Genomic DNA, 12,652 nt, shown 5'->3' with positions numbered 1-12,652 from the left:
CCCGCCCCCCAAGGAGAGACAAGATGACCTATGTAGAAGGATTTGTGGTCGCGGTGCCGACCGCCAACAAGGAAGCCTATCGCAAACATGCCGCCGAGGCGGCGCCGCTGTTCAAGGAATTCGGCGTCAGCCGCATGGTCGAATGCTGGGGCGACGATGTTCCCGACGGCAAGGTGAACGACTTCAAGGGCGCGGTGCAGGCGAAGCCCGACGAGACCGTCGTGTTCAGCTGGTTCGAATATCCCGACAAGGCGACGCGCGACGCCGCGAACGAAAAGATGATGAGCGATCCCCGGATGCAGAGCATGGGCGAAGCGATGCCGTTCGACGCGAAACGCATGATCATCGGCGGTTTCGATTCGATCGTCGACGACGCCGCGGACGGCAAGATGGGCTATGTCGACGGCTATATCGTTCCCGTCCCCGACGGCAACAAGGACGCCTATCGCACGATGGCACAAAAGGCTTCCGAAGTGTTCCGCGATTATGGCGCGACGCGCGTCGTCGAGGCGTGGAGCGACGACGTTCCCGACGGCAAGGTCACCGACTATGCCCGCGCCGCGCACAGGAAGGATGGCGAGAGCGTCGTCTACAGCTGGGTGGAATGGCCCGACAAGGAAACGCGGGTCGCCGGCTGGGAAAAGATGATGACCGACGAGCGGATGAAGAATGATCCCGCGACCAACCCGTTCGACGGCAAGCGCATGATCTATGGCGGCTTCGCGCCGATCGTCGAGGCGTGAAACGAGGGCGCGGCGGCAGGCCCGTCGCGCCTCGCCCCCCGAAGGAACGAACCATGGCCAAATCCCCCACCGAGGTCGCCAAGGCTGCATTTCAGGCCTATGTCGACGACGATCGCGCCGCCATCGAGGCGCTGATCGCCGACGATCTGGTCTTTACCAGCCCCTATGACAATGGGATCGGCCGCGAGACATATTTCACGCTTTGCTGGCCCAATCACGAAAGAATGGCCGGAGTCGATATCGTCCGCGCGATCGAGTCCGGGAACGAAGCCCTGCTGACCTATGTCGGCCGGATGAAGGACGGGCGCGCCAGCCGAAACACCGAAATCTTCGCGATCCGGGATGGGCGTATCCATGCGGTCGAAGTCTATTTCGGCTGGTCGATCCCCCATGATGCGGCGCCCGGCCAGCACAAGAATCCCTGATCAAGGATTTGAAAGGCCAAAAGATGATCACACTCTATGGCACTCCCCCCACCCGCGCGCTGCGCGCGATGTGGCTGCTCAATGAACTCGACCTCGCGCATGAGATCGTCCCCATCGACATCGGCGCCGGTGAAAACCGGACCCCCGAATTTCTCGCGCTCAACCCCGCCGGAAAGCTGCCGGTGCTGGTCGACGGCGATCTGGTGATCAGCGAATCGGCGGCGATCCAGCTCTATCTTGCCGATAAATATGGCGACCGCTTTCCGGGCGGCGGGCTGATCCCCGAGACGGCCGATGATCGCGCGCGCATGCACCACTGGCTGTTCTTCCTGATGACCGAGATCGAGGCGCCGCTGTGGCGGGTCGCCCTGCACAGCTTCCTCTATGCCGAGGACGAGAAATCGGAAGCCGAGATCGCGCTGGCTAAGCGCGACGGCCGGCGGATGATCGCGGTGCTCGAACAGCATATGCAGGGACGCGATTTCATCGTCGGCGGCGCGGTCACCGTGGCCGATTTCAACGCCGCCTTCACGCTCGACTGGGCGAACGAAGAAGGGCTTCTCGACGAAGCTCCCGCGCTCCGCGCCTGGCTGAAGTCGATGTATGCGCGCGCCAAGGCGCCGGTGACGATCGCCGAGGGCATGGCCGCGCTGGAAGCATCGGCGTGATGGCCCGCGCCGACGAGCCTGACATCAAGCGCATCGCATCGTGCCGGTGCGGCGCGGTGACGCTGGAGCTTTCCGGCAAGCCGATCGTCGCGGCGACCTGTTACTGCCATAGCTGTCAGGAGGCGGGCCGTGGCTTCGAGGCGGCACCGGGCGCGCCCGCCGTCGTCGGCGCCGATGGCGGCACGCCCTATGTGCTGATGCGCAAGGACCGCCTCCTATGGCTGTCGGGATCGGACGAACTGGAGGCGCACCGGCTGAAACCCGAGTCGCCGACGCGGCGCTTCGTCGCGCGTTGTTGCAATGCGCCGATCGCGCTCGAATTCACCAAGGGGCATTGGCTCAGCGTCTATTCGGACCGCATCGCCGCAGAAGAGCGGCCGGCGGCCGAGATGCGGACGATCGTCGGCGACCGGCCCGCGGGTGTCGAGCTGCCCGGCGACATCCCCAATTACCGGACGCCGTCGGGCAAGTTCATGTGGCGGCTGCTGAAGGCCTGGGCGGCGATGGGCTTTCGCGCCCCGCCGCTGGAAGCGACGAAGGGATTTGCGCAATGAGCAGGAATATCGCCAAAACCGTCGAACGCGTCGAGATGCGCAGCATAACCAGCCCCGGCTTCGCGCTGAATGTCGACAAGGCGAAATATGACGCGATGAAAGAGGCGCTGCTCGCGGCGGTGCCGAAAGGCCAGCCGGGGCTGACTGTCGCCGAGGTCAAGGAAGGCGTGCTGCCGTTGCTGCCCGATGCGCTGTTCCCCGGCGGTGCGAAGGCGGGCTGGTGGCTGAAGGGCGTTCAGCTCGACCTCGAGGCGCGCGGGACGCTCGCGCGCGAAAATACGAAGCCGCTGCGGTTGTACCGGCCATAGGAAAGCAGGAGGTGCAGGACGGGCGCGGCGACTGGCTTTCCCGCTGACCCACGCCCCGACATCTGAGGAGAGAGACGATGAGCAAAGCATCGAACTTCATCTGGTACGAATTGATGACGTCCGACCCCGCGGGCGCGGCGCGCTTTTACGGCGCGGTGGTCGGCTGGACGATCGCCGCGACACGCGATCCCGCGGCGGGCGACGTCGACTATCGCATGATCGTGCGCGGCGACGGCGGCAATGCCGGCGGAGTACTCGCGCTCGGCGCCGACATGCTTGCGGGCGGCGCGCGGCCGGGCTGGATGGGCTATCTCGAGGTCGACGACGTCGATAGCACCCTCGCGGCGATCAAGGCCGACGGCGGCGCGGTGCATATGCCCGCGACCGATCTGCCCGTCGGACGCATCGCGATGGTGTCGGACCCGCAGGGCGCGCATTTCTATGTCATGGATCCGATCCCGCCCGAAGGGATGGAGACACAAGAGAGCGACGTGTTTTCGGTGACCGAGGCGCAGCATATGCGCTGGAACGAGCTCGCGACGAGCGACTCCGACGCGGCGATCGCCTTTTACCGCAAGCATTTCGGCTGGGGGCAGGAGGGCGCGATGGATATGGGGCCGCTCGGTTCCTATCGCTTCCTCCAGCGCGGCGAGGTGATGATCGGCGCGGTGATGCCGCTGATGGAAGGCTATCCGGTGCCGGTGTGGAATTTCTACATCGGCGTCGACGACATCGACCGCGCGCACGCCGCGGTGACCGCGAACGGCGGCACCGTCACCAGCGAGCCGATGGAAATTCCCGGCGGCGAATATGCGATGAACGGCATCGACCCGCAGGGCGCCGCCTTCGGCCTCGTCGGCCCGCGCCGATAACCGGAACCTTCAAGGGGGCGGGGCGGGACCGACTGGTATCCGAGCCTGCGATACGACGACTGAACCCACAGGAAGAGGAGAGAGACGATGGCGAACCCCGCGAATACCGCGCCGACCGGCGGCCTGACCCCGCACATCACGATCCGCGACCGGCGCGCGAAGGAGGCGATCGACTTCTACGCCAAGGCGTTTGGCGCGACCGAAGTCGTGCGCGTTCCCGCCGACGACGGCGAGCGGCTGATGCACGCGCATGTCCATATCAACGGCGCGTCGCTGATGATGCACGACGATTTTCCGGAATATACGGGCGGCCCGGCATCCGAGCCCGCGTCCGTCGTGCTCCATCTGCAGGTCGACGACGCCGACAGCTGGTACGACCGCGCGATCGCCGCGGGGGCGGTGTCGGTGATGGCGCCCGAAAATATGTTCTGGGGGGACCGCTACGCGCAGGTGCGCGACCCGTTCGGCCATCTCTGGTCGATCGGCCACCCGTTGAAAGGAGAAGACGCATGACCAAGACGCCGATGACGCTCTGCCTCTGGTACGAAGGCGATGCCGAGGAGGCCGCGGCCTTTTACGCGAAGACCTTTGCCGACAGCAAAGTCGGCGCGGTCAACCGCGCGCCGGCGGATTCGCCGGGCGGCAAGGAAGGCGATGTGCAGACGGTGGAGTTCACTTTGCTCGGCACGCCGTGCGTGGGGCTCAACGGCCCGCCGATCTTCAAGCACAACGAAGCCTTCTCGTTCCAGGTCCATACCGACACGCAGGAAGAGACCGACCGGCTGTGGAACGCGATCGTCGATAATGGCGGACAGGAAAGCGTGTGCGGCTGGTGCAAGGATAAATGGGGCGTCTCGTGGCAGATCTGCCCGCGCGCGCTCACCGACGCGACGACCGGCAGCGACCGCGCGGCGGCGAAGCGCGCGTTCGAGGCGATGATGACGATGAAGAAGATCGACATCGCGAAGATCGAGGCCGCGGTGCGCGGCGAAGCGGTCGCCTGACGGCCGCGACAAGGGAGAAGGATGATGAGCGAAGGAAGCGAACCGGTCACGATGTGCCTGTGGTACGATCGTGACGCCGAAGCGGCGGCGAAATTCTATGCCGCGACCTTTCCGGACAGCGAATTCGTCGCGGCGAACCGATCGCCGAGCGACTTTCCCGACGGCAAGGAAGGCGATGTGCTGACGGTCGAATTCACCGTGATGGGCGTGCCCTTCATCGCGATCAACGGCGGGCCCGCGTTCAAGCAGGACGAGGCGTTTTCGATCGTGATCAACACCGACACGCAGGAAGAGACCGACCGTTACTGGAACGCGATCGTGGGCAACGGCGGCGCCGAAAGCATGTGCGGCTGGTGCAAGGACAAATGGGGGGTCAACTGGCAGATCACCCCGCGCGTGCTGACGCGCGCGATGACCCACCCCGACCGCGCCGCGGCGAAGCGCGCGATGGACGCGATGATGACGATGAAGAAGATCGAAATCGCGAAGATCGAGGCGGCGCTGAAGGGCGAAACCGTCGGCGCGGCGTAGCCAGAGGAAAGGCAATCGATGCTGATTTTTTATGGACACCCCTTCTCTTCCTATACGTGGAAGGTGCTGATCGCGCTTTACGAGAAGGGGGTCGATTTCGACTATCGCGTGATCGGGCCCGACGCGCCGCAGCATGGCGAGGAATTGCAGGCGCACTGGCCGGTGGGACAGTTTCCGTTGCTCGTCGCGGACGGGGTGCCTTATTTCGAATCGTCGATCATCATCGAATATCTCGACCATCTGGTGCCCGAACCGCGGCTGATCCCCGCCGATTTCGGGGCGGCGCTGAGGGTGCGCTTCTTCGACCGCATCTTCGACAATCATGTGATGGCGCGGATGCAGGCGGTGGTCGCCGACGCGCTGCGCGGGCCCGAAAATCATGTGCCGATGATCGTCGATCAGGCGAAGGCGGCGCTCGGGAGCGTCTATGGCTGGCTCGACAAGGAGCTGGCGGGCGGCGGCTGGGCGACGCCCGACGGCTTCACGCTGGCCGATTGCGCGGCGGCGCCATCGCTTTTCTATGCCGACTGGGTGCATCCGATCCCCGAGCGGCACGAGAATCTGCGTGCCTATCGCGCGCGGCTGCTCGCGCATCCGTCGGTTTCGCGCTGCGTCGAGGATGCACGGCCGTATCGCGCCTTCTTCCCGCTCGGCGCGCCCGACCGCGACTGATCTCATCTTGGTCATCCCGGCCTTCGCCGGGATGACGGGATAAGGGTTCGTGCCGCCGTCCCGAAACGGGGTTAACGGCGTGCTGACGCTGCCCGTTTGCCAATTGATCATCGCGCCCGCGCGAAAGCGGGGCCATGGGTTCGCCGTCCGCCTTTCTTCGCACGCTGATCGTCGCCGCTTTGGCGGCGGTGCTGGCGTTCGCGCCGGCGCACGCACAGCAGGTCGTGACGATCACGACGACGGTGACGACGTGGACCTATGACGAGGGCGACGACGCGGGCGCGGACACTATCGACGAGGACGCCGCACTGCTGGATGACGAGGCGCTGGCCGACGATGCCGAGTTCGCCGCGACGCGGCGCTATGCCCCCGCCGCCACGCTTACGACGCTGGGCCATGCGAAGGCGCGGTTCGGGCCGTTTTCGGTCATCGACGCATCGACGGTTCGCATGGCGGGCGACGTCACCTCGGCGAGCCCGCGCCAGTTCGCGGCGATGCTCGCCGCCTTTCCGGGGCTGAGGCGGCTCGAGATGGTCGATTGCCCCGGCAGCCTCGACGAGGAGGCCAATCTGATCCTCGCGCGCGCGATCCGGCGGCAGGGGATGGAGACGGTGGTGCCCGCGGGCGGATCGATCCGCTCGGGCGCGGTCGAGCTGTGGCTTGCCGGCGTCACGCGCCGCGCGGCGCCCGACGCCGAATTCGGCGTGCATAGCTGGGCCGACGAATATGGCCGCGAGGCGAACGACTATCCCGCGAACGACCCGGTTCACGCCGAATATCTGGGCTATTACCGTGAAATGGGGATGGATGGCGCGAAGGCGCGCGCCTTTTACGCGCTGACCAACGCGACGCCGTTCGACGACGTCCGTTACCTGACGCGCGACGATATGGCGCGCTTCGTCACGCTCGACTGAATAGCGTCGCAGCCCCTTTCCCAGCCTGACGATCATTTGGAACGCTTCGGCCAGCGTGACGCCGGCGCAGCGGAACGATCGCTGCGAACAGCCGTTTCGGCTCAATGGAGGGCAGTTCGCCCTCGCCGTCGGAGAGAGACAATGAAAAAGCTTCTGACCATTTTCGCACTTGGCAGCTCGATGCTGCTTTTGTCGGCCTGCAACACCGTTGAAGGTGCCGGAAAAGACGTTGAATCGGTTGGCGACTGTGCCGATGGCGTTGAAGGCAATTGCTAGGCGGCGTGAACAAATCGGCGTGAACCGGCGTTCGCGGATCGCCGTTATCGGCCGATTATTGCCGTCTCCCCTCCCGCTTGCGGGAGGGGGATGACTGAAACCCGCCCCAAAACCGCCGTTCGCGGTCGTCGCCACCTCGCGCCGAGCTGCTTTAGCCTTGTAACACGCCGTCGTCTCCCCCACATCGCCCCCTATGGCGAAGCGGAGCCTCTACCAACGATTGCGGTCGAATGCGCAGATGCGCACCGCCTTGTTCGCGCTCGGCATATTGCTGATGATCACGGGCATCGCGATCGGGCCGTTGCCGGGACCCGGATTCCTGATCGTCTTTCCGCTCGGCCTCATGCTCTGCCTGCAGAACAGTGCGTGGGCCAAGCGCGCCTATGTGCGCTTCAAGTGGCGCCACCCCCGCTATGGCGACTGGGCCGACCGGATCATGCGCCGCGTCAGCGCCGCGCGGCGCCGGGCGCGCGCCGCGCTGGACAAGCTAGATGGCGATTGACTTTCCACCGACTCTTGCTTATCCGCGCCCTCAACAGTGGCCGCCCACGCTTGGCGGCCCTTTTCTGTTGCAGCATTTGACGAGATCTAGGGAAAACCGCGATGAAGCGCACTTATCAACCGAGCCGCCTCGTGCGCAAGCGCCGTCACGGCTTCCGCGCCCGCAAGGCCACCGTCGGCGGCCGCAAGGTCCTGGCCGCCCGCCGCGCCCGTGGCCGCGCGAAGCTGTCGGCCTGATCGCCCACGCTTCGCCGCCAGCGCGTCTGGTGCGAACGCTTTCAAAACGTAGCGAATTTCTGGCCGCGAACCGCGGCCTTCGCTTTCCCATGCCCGGCTTCGTCCTGCTCGTCCGTCCGCGCGGCGACGATGAGGATGCGCTGGGCATCGGCTATACGGTCAGCAAGAAGGTCGGCAACGCGGTCACGCGCAACCGGATGAAGCGGCGATTTCGCGAACTCGCGCGCGCCGCGCTGCCGGAGGCGGGAATCGCCGGCGCCGACCATGTGCTGATCGGCCGCCCGGGGGCGAACGACATGCCGTTTGCCGAATTGGGCGAGCATCTCGATTCGGCGCTGAAGCGCGCGGCGAAGAAGCTGGCGGCGAAGGCGTCGTGATTACGCCCACTGCCTCTTATCGTCACCCCGGACCCTTCGACAACGCCCAGGACAGGCTTGATCCGGGGTCCATTGCCACCGGCGCCGCATGGACCCCGGATCAAGTCCGGGGTGACGAAGTGGGGCCAATCGCGAATAAACTTCCACCGTTTTCCGGGCTTCCTGCATGATCGCCCGCCTGTTGATCCTGATCGCGCGCGGTTGGCAGCTTGGTCCGTCGCGCATCCTTCCCCCCACCTGCCGCTATGCGCCGTCGTGCAGCGAATATGCGATTATCGCGCTCCAGCGCCATGGTGCGATCAAGGGTGGCTGGCTGGCGACAAAGCGGCTATTGCGCTGCCATCCTTGGGGGGGCCACGGCTATGACCCGGTGCCATAGGCCTTCGGCGCCGGCATCATCCCCGATATTTTTGAGACGAAGAGAGACCGAAGAGCGTGGACGACAAGCGTAACCTGATCGCGGCGATTTTGCTGTCGGTGGCCATATTGATCGGCTGGAACTTCGTTTCGGAGAAATATTTTCCGACCCCCGACACGCCCGACGTGACCGAGACGGTCGCGGGCGCAAACGGCGCGGCGCCCGCAGCGACGCCCGCGACGCAGGGCCAGCCGAGCGCGCTGCCTACCCCGGGTGCGCCCGCCGCGCAGACGATCCGCCCGGTCGACGCGGTGCTCGCCGAAGGCCGGCGTATTCCGATCGAAACCCCCGCGATCAAGGGGTCGATCAACCTCGTCGGCGCGCGCATCGACGACATCACGCTCAGCAAATATCGCCAGACGATCAAGAAGGATTCGCCCGCGGTGCGCCTGTTCGCGCCGGGCGGGACCGAGGCCGCCTATTTCGCGAGCCTCGGCTGGTCGGCGCAGGGCATCGAGGTGCCGAACGCGAACACCGTGTGGACCGCGAGCGGTGCGAAGCTGACCCCGGCGACGCCGGTAACGCTGAGCTGGTCGAACGCGACCGGGCAGACGTTCCGCATCGAATATAGCATCGATGCCGATTACCTGATCACCGCGAAGCAGACAATCGCCAACACCGGCACCGCCCCGGTCAATGCGAGCAGCTTTGCGCTGATCGACCGGCTCGGCAAGCCGACCGACCCGCACGAAGTCGACAGCTGGACGATCCACGTCGGCCCGACGGGCTATCTCGACGGCAAGTCGGTGTTCGACACCGATTATGACGATGTCGAGGAAGCGACGAACCGCACCGTGCGATACAATTCGGCGGGCTGGCTCGGCTTCACCGACAAATATTGGCTCGCCGCGATCGTCCCGGCGAAGGGCGAGCGCGTGACCGCCGCGATCAGTTCGCCCGCCGCGAACAATTACCAGACTTTGTTCGCGCGCGACTTCCGCCAGATCGCGCCCGGCACGCAGGTGACGACGACGAGCCGCATCTTCGCCGGCGCCAAGGAAGTCAGCATCCTGTCGCAATATCAGGACAAGGAAGGCATCACGCGCCTGTCGAACGCGATCGACTGGGGCTGGTTCGAATTTTTCGAGGTCCCGATCTTCAAGCTGCTCGACTGGCTGTTCCGCATGGTCGGCAATTTCGGCGTCGCGATCATGGCGCTGACGCTGATCATCCGCCTGCTGATGTTCCCGATCGCGAACCGGCAATTCTCGTCGATGGCGCAGATGCGCCTCGTCCAGCCGAAGATGAAGGCGCTGCAGGAACGCCACAAGGACGACAAGCCGAAGATGCAGCAGGAGCTGATGAAGCTCTATAAGGACGAGAAGATCAATCCGCTCGCGGGCTGTTTGCCGATCGTCATCCAGATCCCGATCTTCTATGCACTGTACAAGGTGCTGATGCTGACGATCGAAATGCGGCACCAGCCGTTCATCCTGTGGATCAAGGATCTGTCGGCGCCCGATCCGCTGCACATTTTGAACCTGTTCGGCCTCTTGCCCTTCACCCCGCCGTCGATCCTGTCGATCGGCGTGCTCGCGGTGATCCTGGGCATCACCATGTGGTTGCAGTTCCGCCTCAACCCGCAGGCGACCGACCCCGTGCAGCAACAGGTGTTCAAGATCATGCCGTGGCTGTTCATGTTCATCATGGCGCCGTTCGCGGCGGGCCTGCTCCTCTACTGGATCACCAACAATATCCTGTCGATCGGGCAGCAGCAGTGGATGTACCGCAAGTTCCCGGCGCTGCGGGCGGCGCCGGCGAAGTGAGCGCGATCGATCCGGGCGCAGAGGACAGGGCGGAGCGGGCGCGCAAGCTGTTCGCGGGCCCGATCGCCTTTCTGAAATCGGCGCCCGCGCTCCAGCATCTGCCGAGCCCGAGCGTGCCCGAGATCGCCTTTGCGGGCCGATCGAACGTCGGCAAATCGTCGCTGCTCAACGCGCTGACGAACCGGAACGGGCTGGCGCGCACGTCGGTGACGCCGGGGCGAACGCAGGAGCTCAATTATTTCGACGTGGGTTCGCCTTTGGTGTTCCGGCTGGTCGACATGCCGGGCTATGGTTTTGCCAAGGCGCCGAAAGATATCGTCAAGAAATGGCGCTTCCTCGTCAATGATTACCTCCGCGGGCGGCAGGTCTTGAAACGGACATTGGTGCTGATCGACAGTCGCCACGGGATCAAGGACGTCGATCGCGAGGTGCTCGAGATGCTCGACGTTGCGGCGGTGAGTTACCGGCTCGTGCTGACCAAGGCCGACAAGATCAAGGCGACCGAACTTGAAGCCGTACAGGCCGCGACCGAAGCCGAAGCCCGCAAGCATCCCGCCGCGCACCCACAGGTGATCGCGACGAGCAGCGAAAAGGGCATGGGGATCGCCGAACTGCGCACCGCGGTGCTGGAGGCGGTGGAGTCATAAACGCTCCTCTCCCCTTGCGGGAGAGGATGGTGCAGGTTGCGGACTTGTCCGCTACCGTAACCTGATGAGGGTATGCAGGCGGCGGTTGACACCCCTCACCCAGCTTCGGCTAGGCAGCAAGCTGCCAAGCCTGCACAACCCTCTCCCCCAAGGGGAGAGGGGGTTTAAGGAGACCCCATGAAACTCTTCATCGGCAACAAGGCCTATTCCAGCTGGAGCCTGCGCGGCTGGCTCGCGGTCAAGCATAGCGGGCTGCCGTTCGAGGAAGTCACCGTCCCGCTCTATGACGAGGACTGGTCGAACCGGCGCGAGGGCGACGAGTTCGCGCCGTCGGGCGGCAAGGTGCCGATATTGTGGGACGGCGACGATATCGTCGTGTGGGACAGCCTCGCGATCGTCGATTATCTCAACGAAAAGACCGGCGGGACGAAGCATTTCTGGCCCGACGACATGGCGGCGCGCGCGATGGCGCGGTCGATGGCCGCCGAAATGCACTCGAGCTTCGCCGCGTTGCGCCGCGAGCACAGCATGAACATCCGGCGCATCTACCCCGCGGCCGAGCTGCTGCCCGAAGTGCAGGCCGATGTCGTGCGCATCTTCCAGATCTGGGCCGAGGCGCGCGCGCGGTTCGGCGGCGAGGGCGATTTCCTCTTCGGCGACTGGTCGGCGGCCGACATCATGTTCGCGCCGGTGGTGACGCGCTTCGTCACCTATTCGATTCCGCTGCCGCGCTTCGCCGCCGCCTATGCGCAGGCGGTGATCAGCCATCCGTGCATGCAGGAATGGATCGGCGGCGCGCAGGCCGAGGATTGGGTGATCGAGCAGTTCGAGGGGCCGGTCGAGGGCTAGGGACCGCCTATCCGCCCGCCCAGTCGCCGTGCTGCGCCATCCACAGGCTGACGGCGGCGAGCGCGGCGGTTTCGGCGCGCAGGATGCGCGGGCCGAGCGCGATGCGGCGCACCGCGGCGTGGGCGAGGAGCATGTCGCGCTCGCGGTCGGTGAAGCCGCCCTCGGGACCAGTGAGGATCGCCGCGGGCGCGGGTGCCGCGACGTCGGCGACCGGGACGCCCCCGGCTTCGTCGGCGAAGAGCAGCGCGCGCGTCGCAGGCCAGCCCTTCAGCAGCTGCGGCAGTTTGACCGGCGGCGCCAGTTCGGGAAGCGCGGTGCGGCCGCATTGCTCGCACGCCTCGACGATCTGCGCCTCGATCCGCTCGCTCTTGACGCGTTCGACGATCGTGCGTTCGGTGATCACCGGCTGCAAGCGCGCGACGCCGAGTTCGGTCGCCTTTTCGACGATCCAGTCGAGCCGCGCCTTCTTCACCGGCGCGAAACAGAGCCAAAGGTCGGGCACGCGCTCGAGCGGGCGCGTCTGCCGCTCGATCCTCAAGGTCAGCGAACGTTTCGCGGCGTCGGCGACGACCGCGAGCCATTCGCCGCTCCGGTTGTCGAAGAGGAGCACCGGATCGCCCGCCTTCAGCCGCATGACGCCGAGCAGATAATGCGCGGCCGGCCCGTCGATCGCGGGCGCGGCGTCGGGGGCGAGCGGCTGGTCGATGAACAGGCGGGGCGTGCTGGCGGGCGGCCAGGCGGGAGTCGCGGGCATGGTGCGCGCGATAGCAGATGGCGGCCTGTCGTGCATCTTTTGCCGCAAGATGGGACAGCCTGTCCCGATCCGGGGCAAAAGCGCCGATCCGGGCCCTGCCGCGCCGCGCCGATTAGCCATTTGGTAAGCAGTTCCC

The 12,652-nt window shown here is 65.5% G+C and carries 20 protein-coding genes; 19 read left to right on the top strand and 1 reads right to left on the bottom strand.

The window, feature by feature from the left end; genetic code table 11:
* From FG95_RS21335 to FG95_RS07230, 19 genes are all read left to right on the top strand, one after another.
* Positions 1 to 743: DUF1428 domain-containing protein (locus FG95_RS21335; RefSeq protein WP_443027702.1), on the top strand; the 743-nt coding region annotated here is incomplete at its 5' end.
* Positions 744 to 796: 53 nt separating this feature from the next.
* Positions 797 to 1,168, top strand: coding sequence for a nuclear transport factor 2 family protein (locus tag FG95_RS07310; protein ID WP_037554970.1), 372 nt, complete (start codon positions 797 to 799; stop codon positions 1,166 to 1,168).
* Between the two features lie 23 nt (positions 1,169 to 1,191).
* The gene (locus tag FG95_RS07305; protein ID WP_037554969.1) at positions 1,192 to 1,836 is read left to right on the top strand and encodes a glutathione S-transferase family protein; all 645 of its coding nucleotides are present in this window, start codon (positions 1,192 to 1,194) and stop codon (positions 1,834 to 1,836) included.
* On the top strand, positions 1,836 to 2,390 hold the full coding sequence (locus tag FG95_RS07300) for a GFA family protein (RefSeq protein ID WP_052182177.1): 555 nt from the start codon (positions 1,836 to 1,838) through the stop codon (positions 2,388 to 2,390). The genes FG95_RS07305 and FG95_RS07300 overlap by 1 nt, the downstream gene beginning before the upstream one ends.
* On the top strand, positions 2,387 to 2,698 hold the full coding sequence (locus FG95_RS07295) for a DUF6958 family protein (RefSeq protein ID WP_037554967.1): 312 nt from the start codon (positions 2,387 to 2,389) through the stop codon (positions 2,696 to 2,698). The genes FG95_RS07300 and FG95_RS07295 overlap by 4 nt, the downstream gene beginning before the upstream one ends.
* A gap of 77 nt (positions 2,699 to 2,775) precedes the next feature.
* Positions 2,776 to 3,570, top strand: coding sequence for a VOC family protein (locus FG95_RS07290; protein ID WP_037554966.1), 795 nt, complete (start codon positions 2,776 to 2,778; stop codon positions 3,568 to 3,570).
* Between the two features lie 87 nt (positions 3,571 to 3,657).
* Positions 3,658 to 4,083: a VOC family protein gene (locus FG95_RS07285; RefSeq protein WP_037554964.1), complete on the top strand. Its 426-nt coding sequence runs from the start codon at positions 3,658 to 3,660 to the stop codon at positions 4,081 to 4,083.
* On the top strand, positions 4,080 to 4,574 hold the full coding sequence (locus FG95_RS07280) for a VOC family protein (protein WP_037554963.1): 495 nt from the start codon (positions 4,080 to 4,082) through the stop codon (positions 4,572 to 4,574). Before FG95_RS07285 ends, FG95_RS07280 begins: the two co-directional genes overlap by 4 nt.
* A 21-nt stretch (positions 4,575 to 4,595) precedes the next feature.
* The gene (locus tag FG95_RS07275) at positions 4,596 to 5,105 is read left to right on the top strand and encodes a VOC family protein (RefSeq protein WP_152567599.1); all 510 of its coding nucleotides are present in this window, start codon (positions 4,596 to 4,598) and stop codon (positions 5,103 to 5,105) included.
* An 18-nt stretch (positions 5,106 to 5,123) separates the two neighbouring features.
* A complete protein-coding gene (locus tag FG95_RS07270) occupies positions 5,124 to 5,777 on the top strand; it encodes a glutathione S-transferase family protein (protein WP_037554961.1) in 654 nt (217 codons plus the stop codon).
* A gap of 134 nt (positions 5,778 to 5,911) precedes the next feature.
* Entirely contained in the window at positions 5,912 to 6,691 is a 780-nt protein-coding gene (locus FG95_RS07265) for an alpha/beta hydrolase (protein ID WP_037554960.1), read from the top strand.
* Positions 6,692 to 6,832: 141 nt separating this feature from the next.
* A complete protein-coding gene (locus FG95_RS20485) occupies positions 6,833 to 6,967 on the top strand; it encodes an entericidin A/B family lipoprotein (protein ID WP_152567598.1) in 135 nt (44 codons plus the stop codon).
* A gap of 193 nt (positions 6,968 to 7,160) precedes the next feature.
* The gene (locus tag FG95_RS07260; RefSeq protein ID WP_235211488.1) at positions 7,161 to 7,469 is read left to right on the top strand and encodes a PGPGW domain-containing protein; all 309 of its coding nucleotides are present in this window, start codon (positions 7,161 to 7,163) and stop codon (positions 7,467 to 7,469) included.
* Positions 7,470 to 7,570: 101 nt separating this feature from the next.
* Entirely contained in the window at positions 7,571 to 7,705 is a 135-nt protein-coding gene (gene rpmH / locus FG95_RS07255; RefSeq protein WP_037554958.1) for a 50S ribosomal protein L34, read from the top strand.
* A 29-nt stretch (positions 7,706 to 7,734) separates the two neighbouring features.
* The gene (rnpA, locus tag FG95_RS07250) at positions 7,735 to 8,082 is read left to right on the top strand and encodes a ribonuclease P protein component (RefSeq protein WP_037554956.1); all 348 of its coding nucleotides are present in this window, start codon (positions 7,735 to 7,737) and stop codon (positions 8,080 to 8,082) included.
* A gap of 166 nt (positions 8,083 to 8,248) precedes the next feature.
* On the top strand, positions 8,249 to 8,461 hold the full coding sequence (gene yidD / locus FG95_RS07245; RefSeq protein ID WP_037554955.1) for a membrane protein insertion efficiency factor YidD: 213 nt from the start codon (positions 8,249 to 8,251) through the stop codon (positions 8,459 to 8,461).
* Positions 8,462 to 8,517: 56 nt separating this feature from the next.
* On the top strand, positions 8,518 to 10,266 hold the full coding sequence (gene yidC, locus FG95_RS07240; RefSeq protein WP_037554953.1) for a membrane protein insertase YidC: 1,749 nt from the start codon (positions 8,518 to 8,520) through the stop codon (positions 10,264 to 10,266).
* Entirely contained in the window at positions 10,263 to 10,913 is a 651-nt protein-coding gene (gene yihA, locus FG95_RS07235; protein WP_052182180.1) for a ribosome biogenesis GTP-binding protein YihA/YsxC, read from the top strand. The genes yidC and yihA overlap by 4 nt, the downstream gene beginning before the upstream one ends.
* A gap of 177 nt (positions 10,914 to 11,090) precedes the next feature.
* Complete coding sequence (locus FG95_RS07230) at positions 11,091 to 11,762, top strand: glutathione S-transferase family protein (RefSeq protein ID WP_037554952.1); 672 nt, start codon at positions 11,091 to 11,093, stop codon at positions 11,760 to 11,762.
* 7 nt (positions 11,763 to 11,769) lie between these two features.
* Here the strand turns inward: FG95_RS07230 and FG95_RS07225 are convergent, their stop codons facing one another.
* Positions 11,770 to 12,516: a 16S rRNA (uracil(1498)-N(3))-methyltransferase gene (locus FG95_RS07225; protein WP_037554951.1), complete on the bottom strand. Its 747-nt coding sequence runs from the start codon at positions 12,514 to 12,516 to the stop codon at positions 11,770 to 11,772.
* Positions 12,517 to 12,652 lie beyond the last annotated feature (136 nt).

Source organism: Sphingopyxis sp. LC363 (assembly GCF_000756385.1).
In the GTDB taxonomy this organism is placed as follows: Bacteria; Pseudomonadota; Alphaproteobacteria; order Sphingomonadales; family Sphingomonadaceae; genus Sphingopyxis.
This window is presented reverse-complemented; position numbering and strand designations above follow the sequence as displayed.

What these genes read in the sequence shown, in the direction of transcription:
- FG95_RS07310 (WP_037554970.1), top strand. Translation starts at nt 797, where the DNA reads ATGGCCAAATCCCCCACCGAGGTCGCCAAGGCTGCATTTCAGGCCTAT.
- FG95_RS07305 (WP_037554969.1), top strand. Translation starts at nt 1,192, where the DNA reads ATGATCACACTCTATGGCACTCCCCCCACCCGCGCGCTGCGCGCGATG.
- FG95_RS07300 (WP_052182177.1), top strand. Translation starts at nt 1,836, where the DNA reads ATGGCCCGCGCCGACGAGCCTGACATCAAGCGCATCGCATCGTGCCGG.
- FG95_RS07295 (WP_037554967.1), top strand. Translation starts at nt 2,387, where the DNA reads ATGAGCAGGAATATCGCCAAAACCGTCGAACGCGTCGAGATGCGCAGC.
- FG95_RS07290 (WP_037554966.1), top strand. Translation starts at nt 2,776, where the DNA reads ATGAGCAAAGCATCGAACTTCATCTGGTACGAATTGATGACGTCCGAC.
- FG95_RS07285 (WP_037554964.1), top strand. Translation starts at nt 3,658, where the DNA reads ATGGCGAACCCCGCGAATACCGCGCCGACCGGCGGCCTGACCCCGCAC.
- FG95_RS07280 (WP_037554963.1), top strand. Translation starts at nt 4,080, where the DNA reads ATGACCAAGACGCCGATGACGCTCTGCCTCTGGTACGAAGGCGATGCC.
- FG95_RS07275 (WP_152567599.1), top strand. Translation starts at nt 4,596, where the DNA reads ATGATGAGCGAAGGAAGCGAACCGGTCACGATGTGCCTGTGGTACGAT.
- FG95_RS07270 (WP_037554961.1), top strand. Translation starts at nt 5,124, where the DNA reads ATGCTGATTTTTTATGGACACCCCTTCTCTTCCTATACGTGGAAGGTG.
- FG95_RS07265 (WP_037554960.1), top strand. Translation starts at nt 5,912, where the DNA reads ATGGGTTCGCCGTCCGCCTTTCTTCGCACGCTGATCGTCGCCGCTTTG.
- FG95_RS20485 (WP_152567598.1), top strand. Translation starts at nt 6,833, where the DNA reads ATGAAAAAGCTTCTGACCATTTTCGCACTTGGCAGCTCGATGCTGCTT.
- FG95_RS07260 (WP_235211488.1), top strand. Translation starts at nt 7,161, where the DNA reads ATGGCGAAGCGGAGCCTCTACCAACGATTGCGGTCGAATGCGCAGATG.
- rpmH (WP_037554958.1), top strand. Translation starts at nt 7,571, where the DNA reads ATGAAGCGCACTTATCAACCGAGCCGCCTCGTGCGCAAGCGCCGTCAC.
- yidD (WP_037554955.1), top strand. Translation starts at nt 8,249, where the DNA reads ATGATCGCCCGCCTGTTGATCCTGATCGCGCGCGGTTGGCAGCTTGGT.
- FG95_RS07230 (WP_037554952.1), top strand. Translation starts at nt 11,091, where the DNA reads ATGAAACTCTTCATCGGCAACAAGGCCTATTCCAGCTGGAGCCTGCGC.
- FG95_RS07225 (WP_037554951.1), bottom strand. Translation starts at nt 12,516, where the DNA reads ATGCCCGCGACTCCCGCCTGGCCGCCCGCCAGCACGCCCCGCCTGTTC.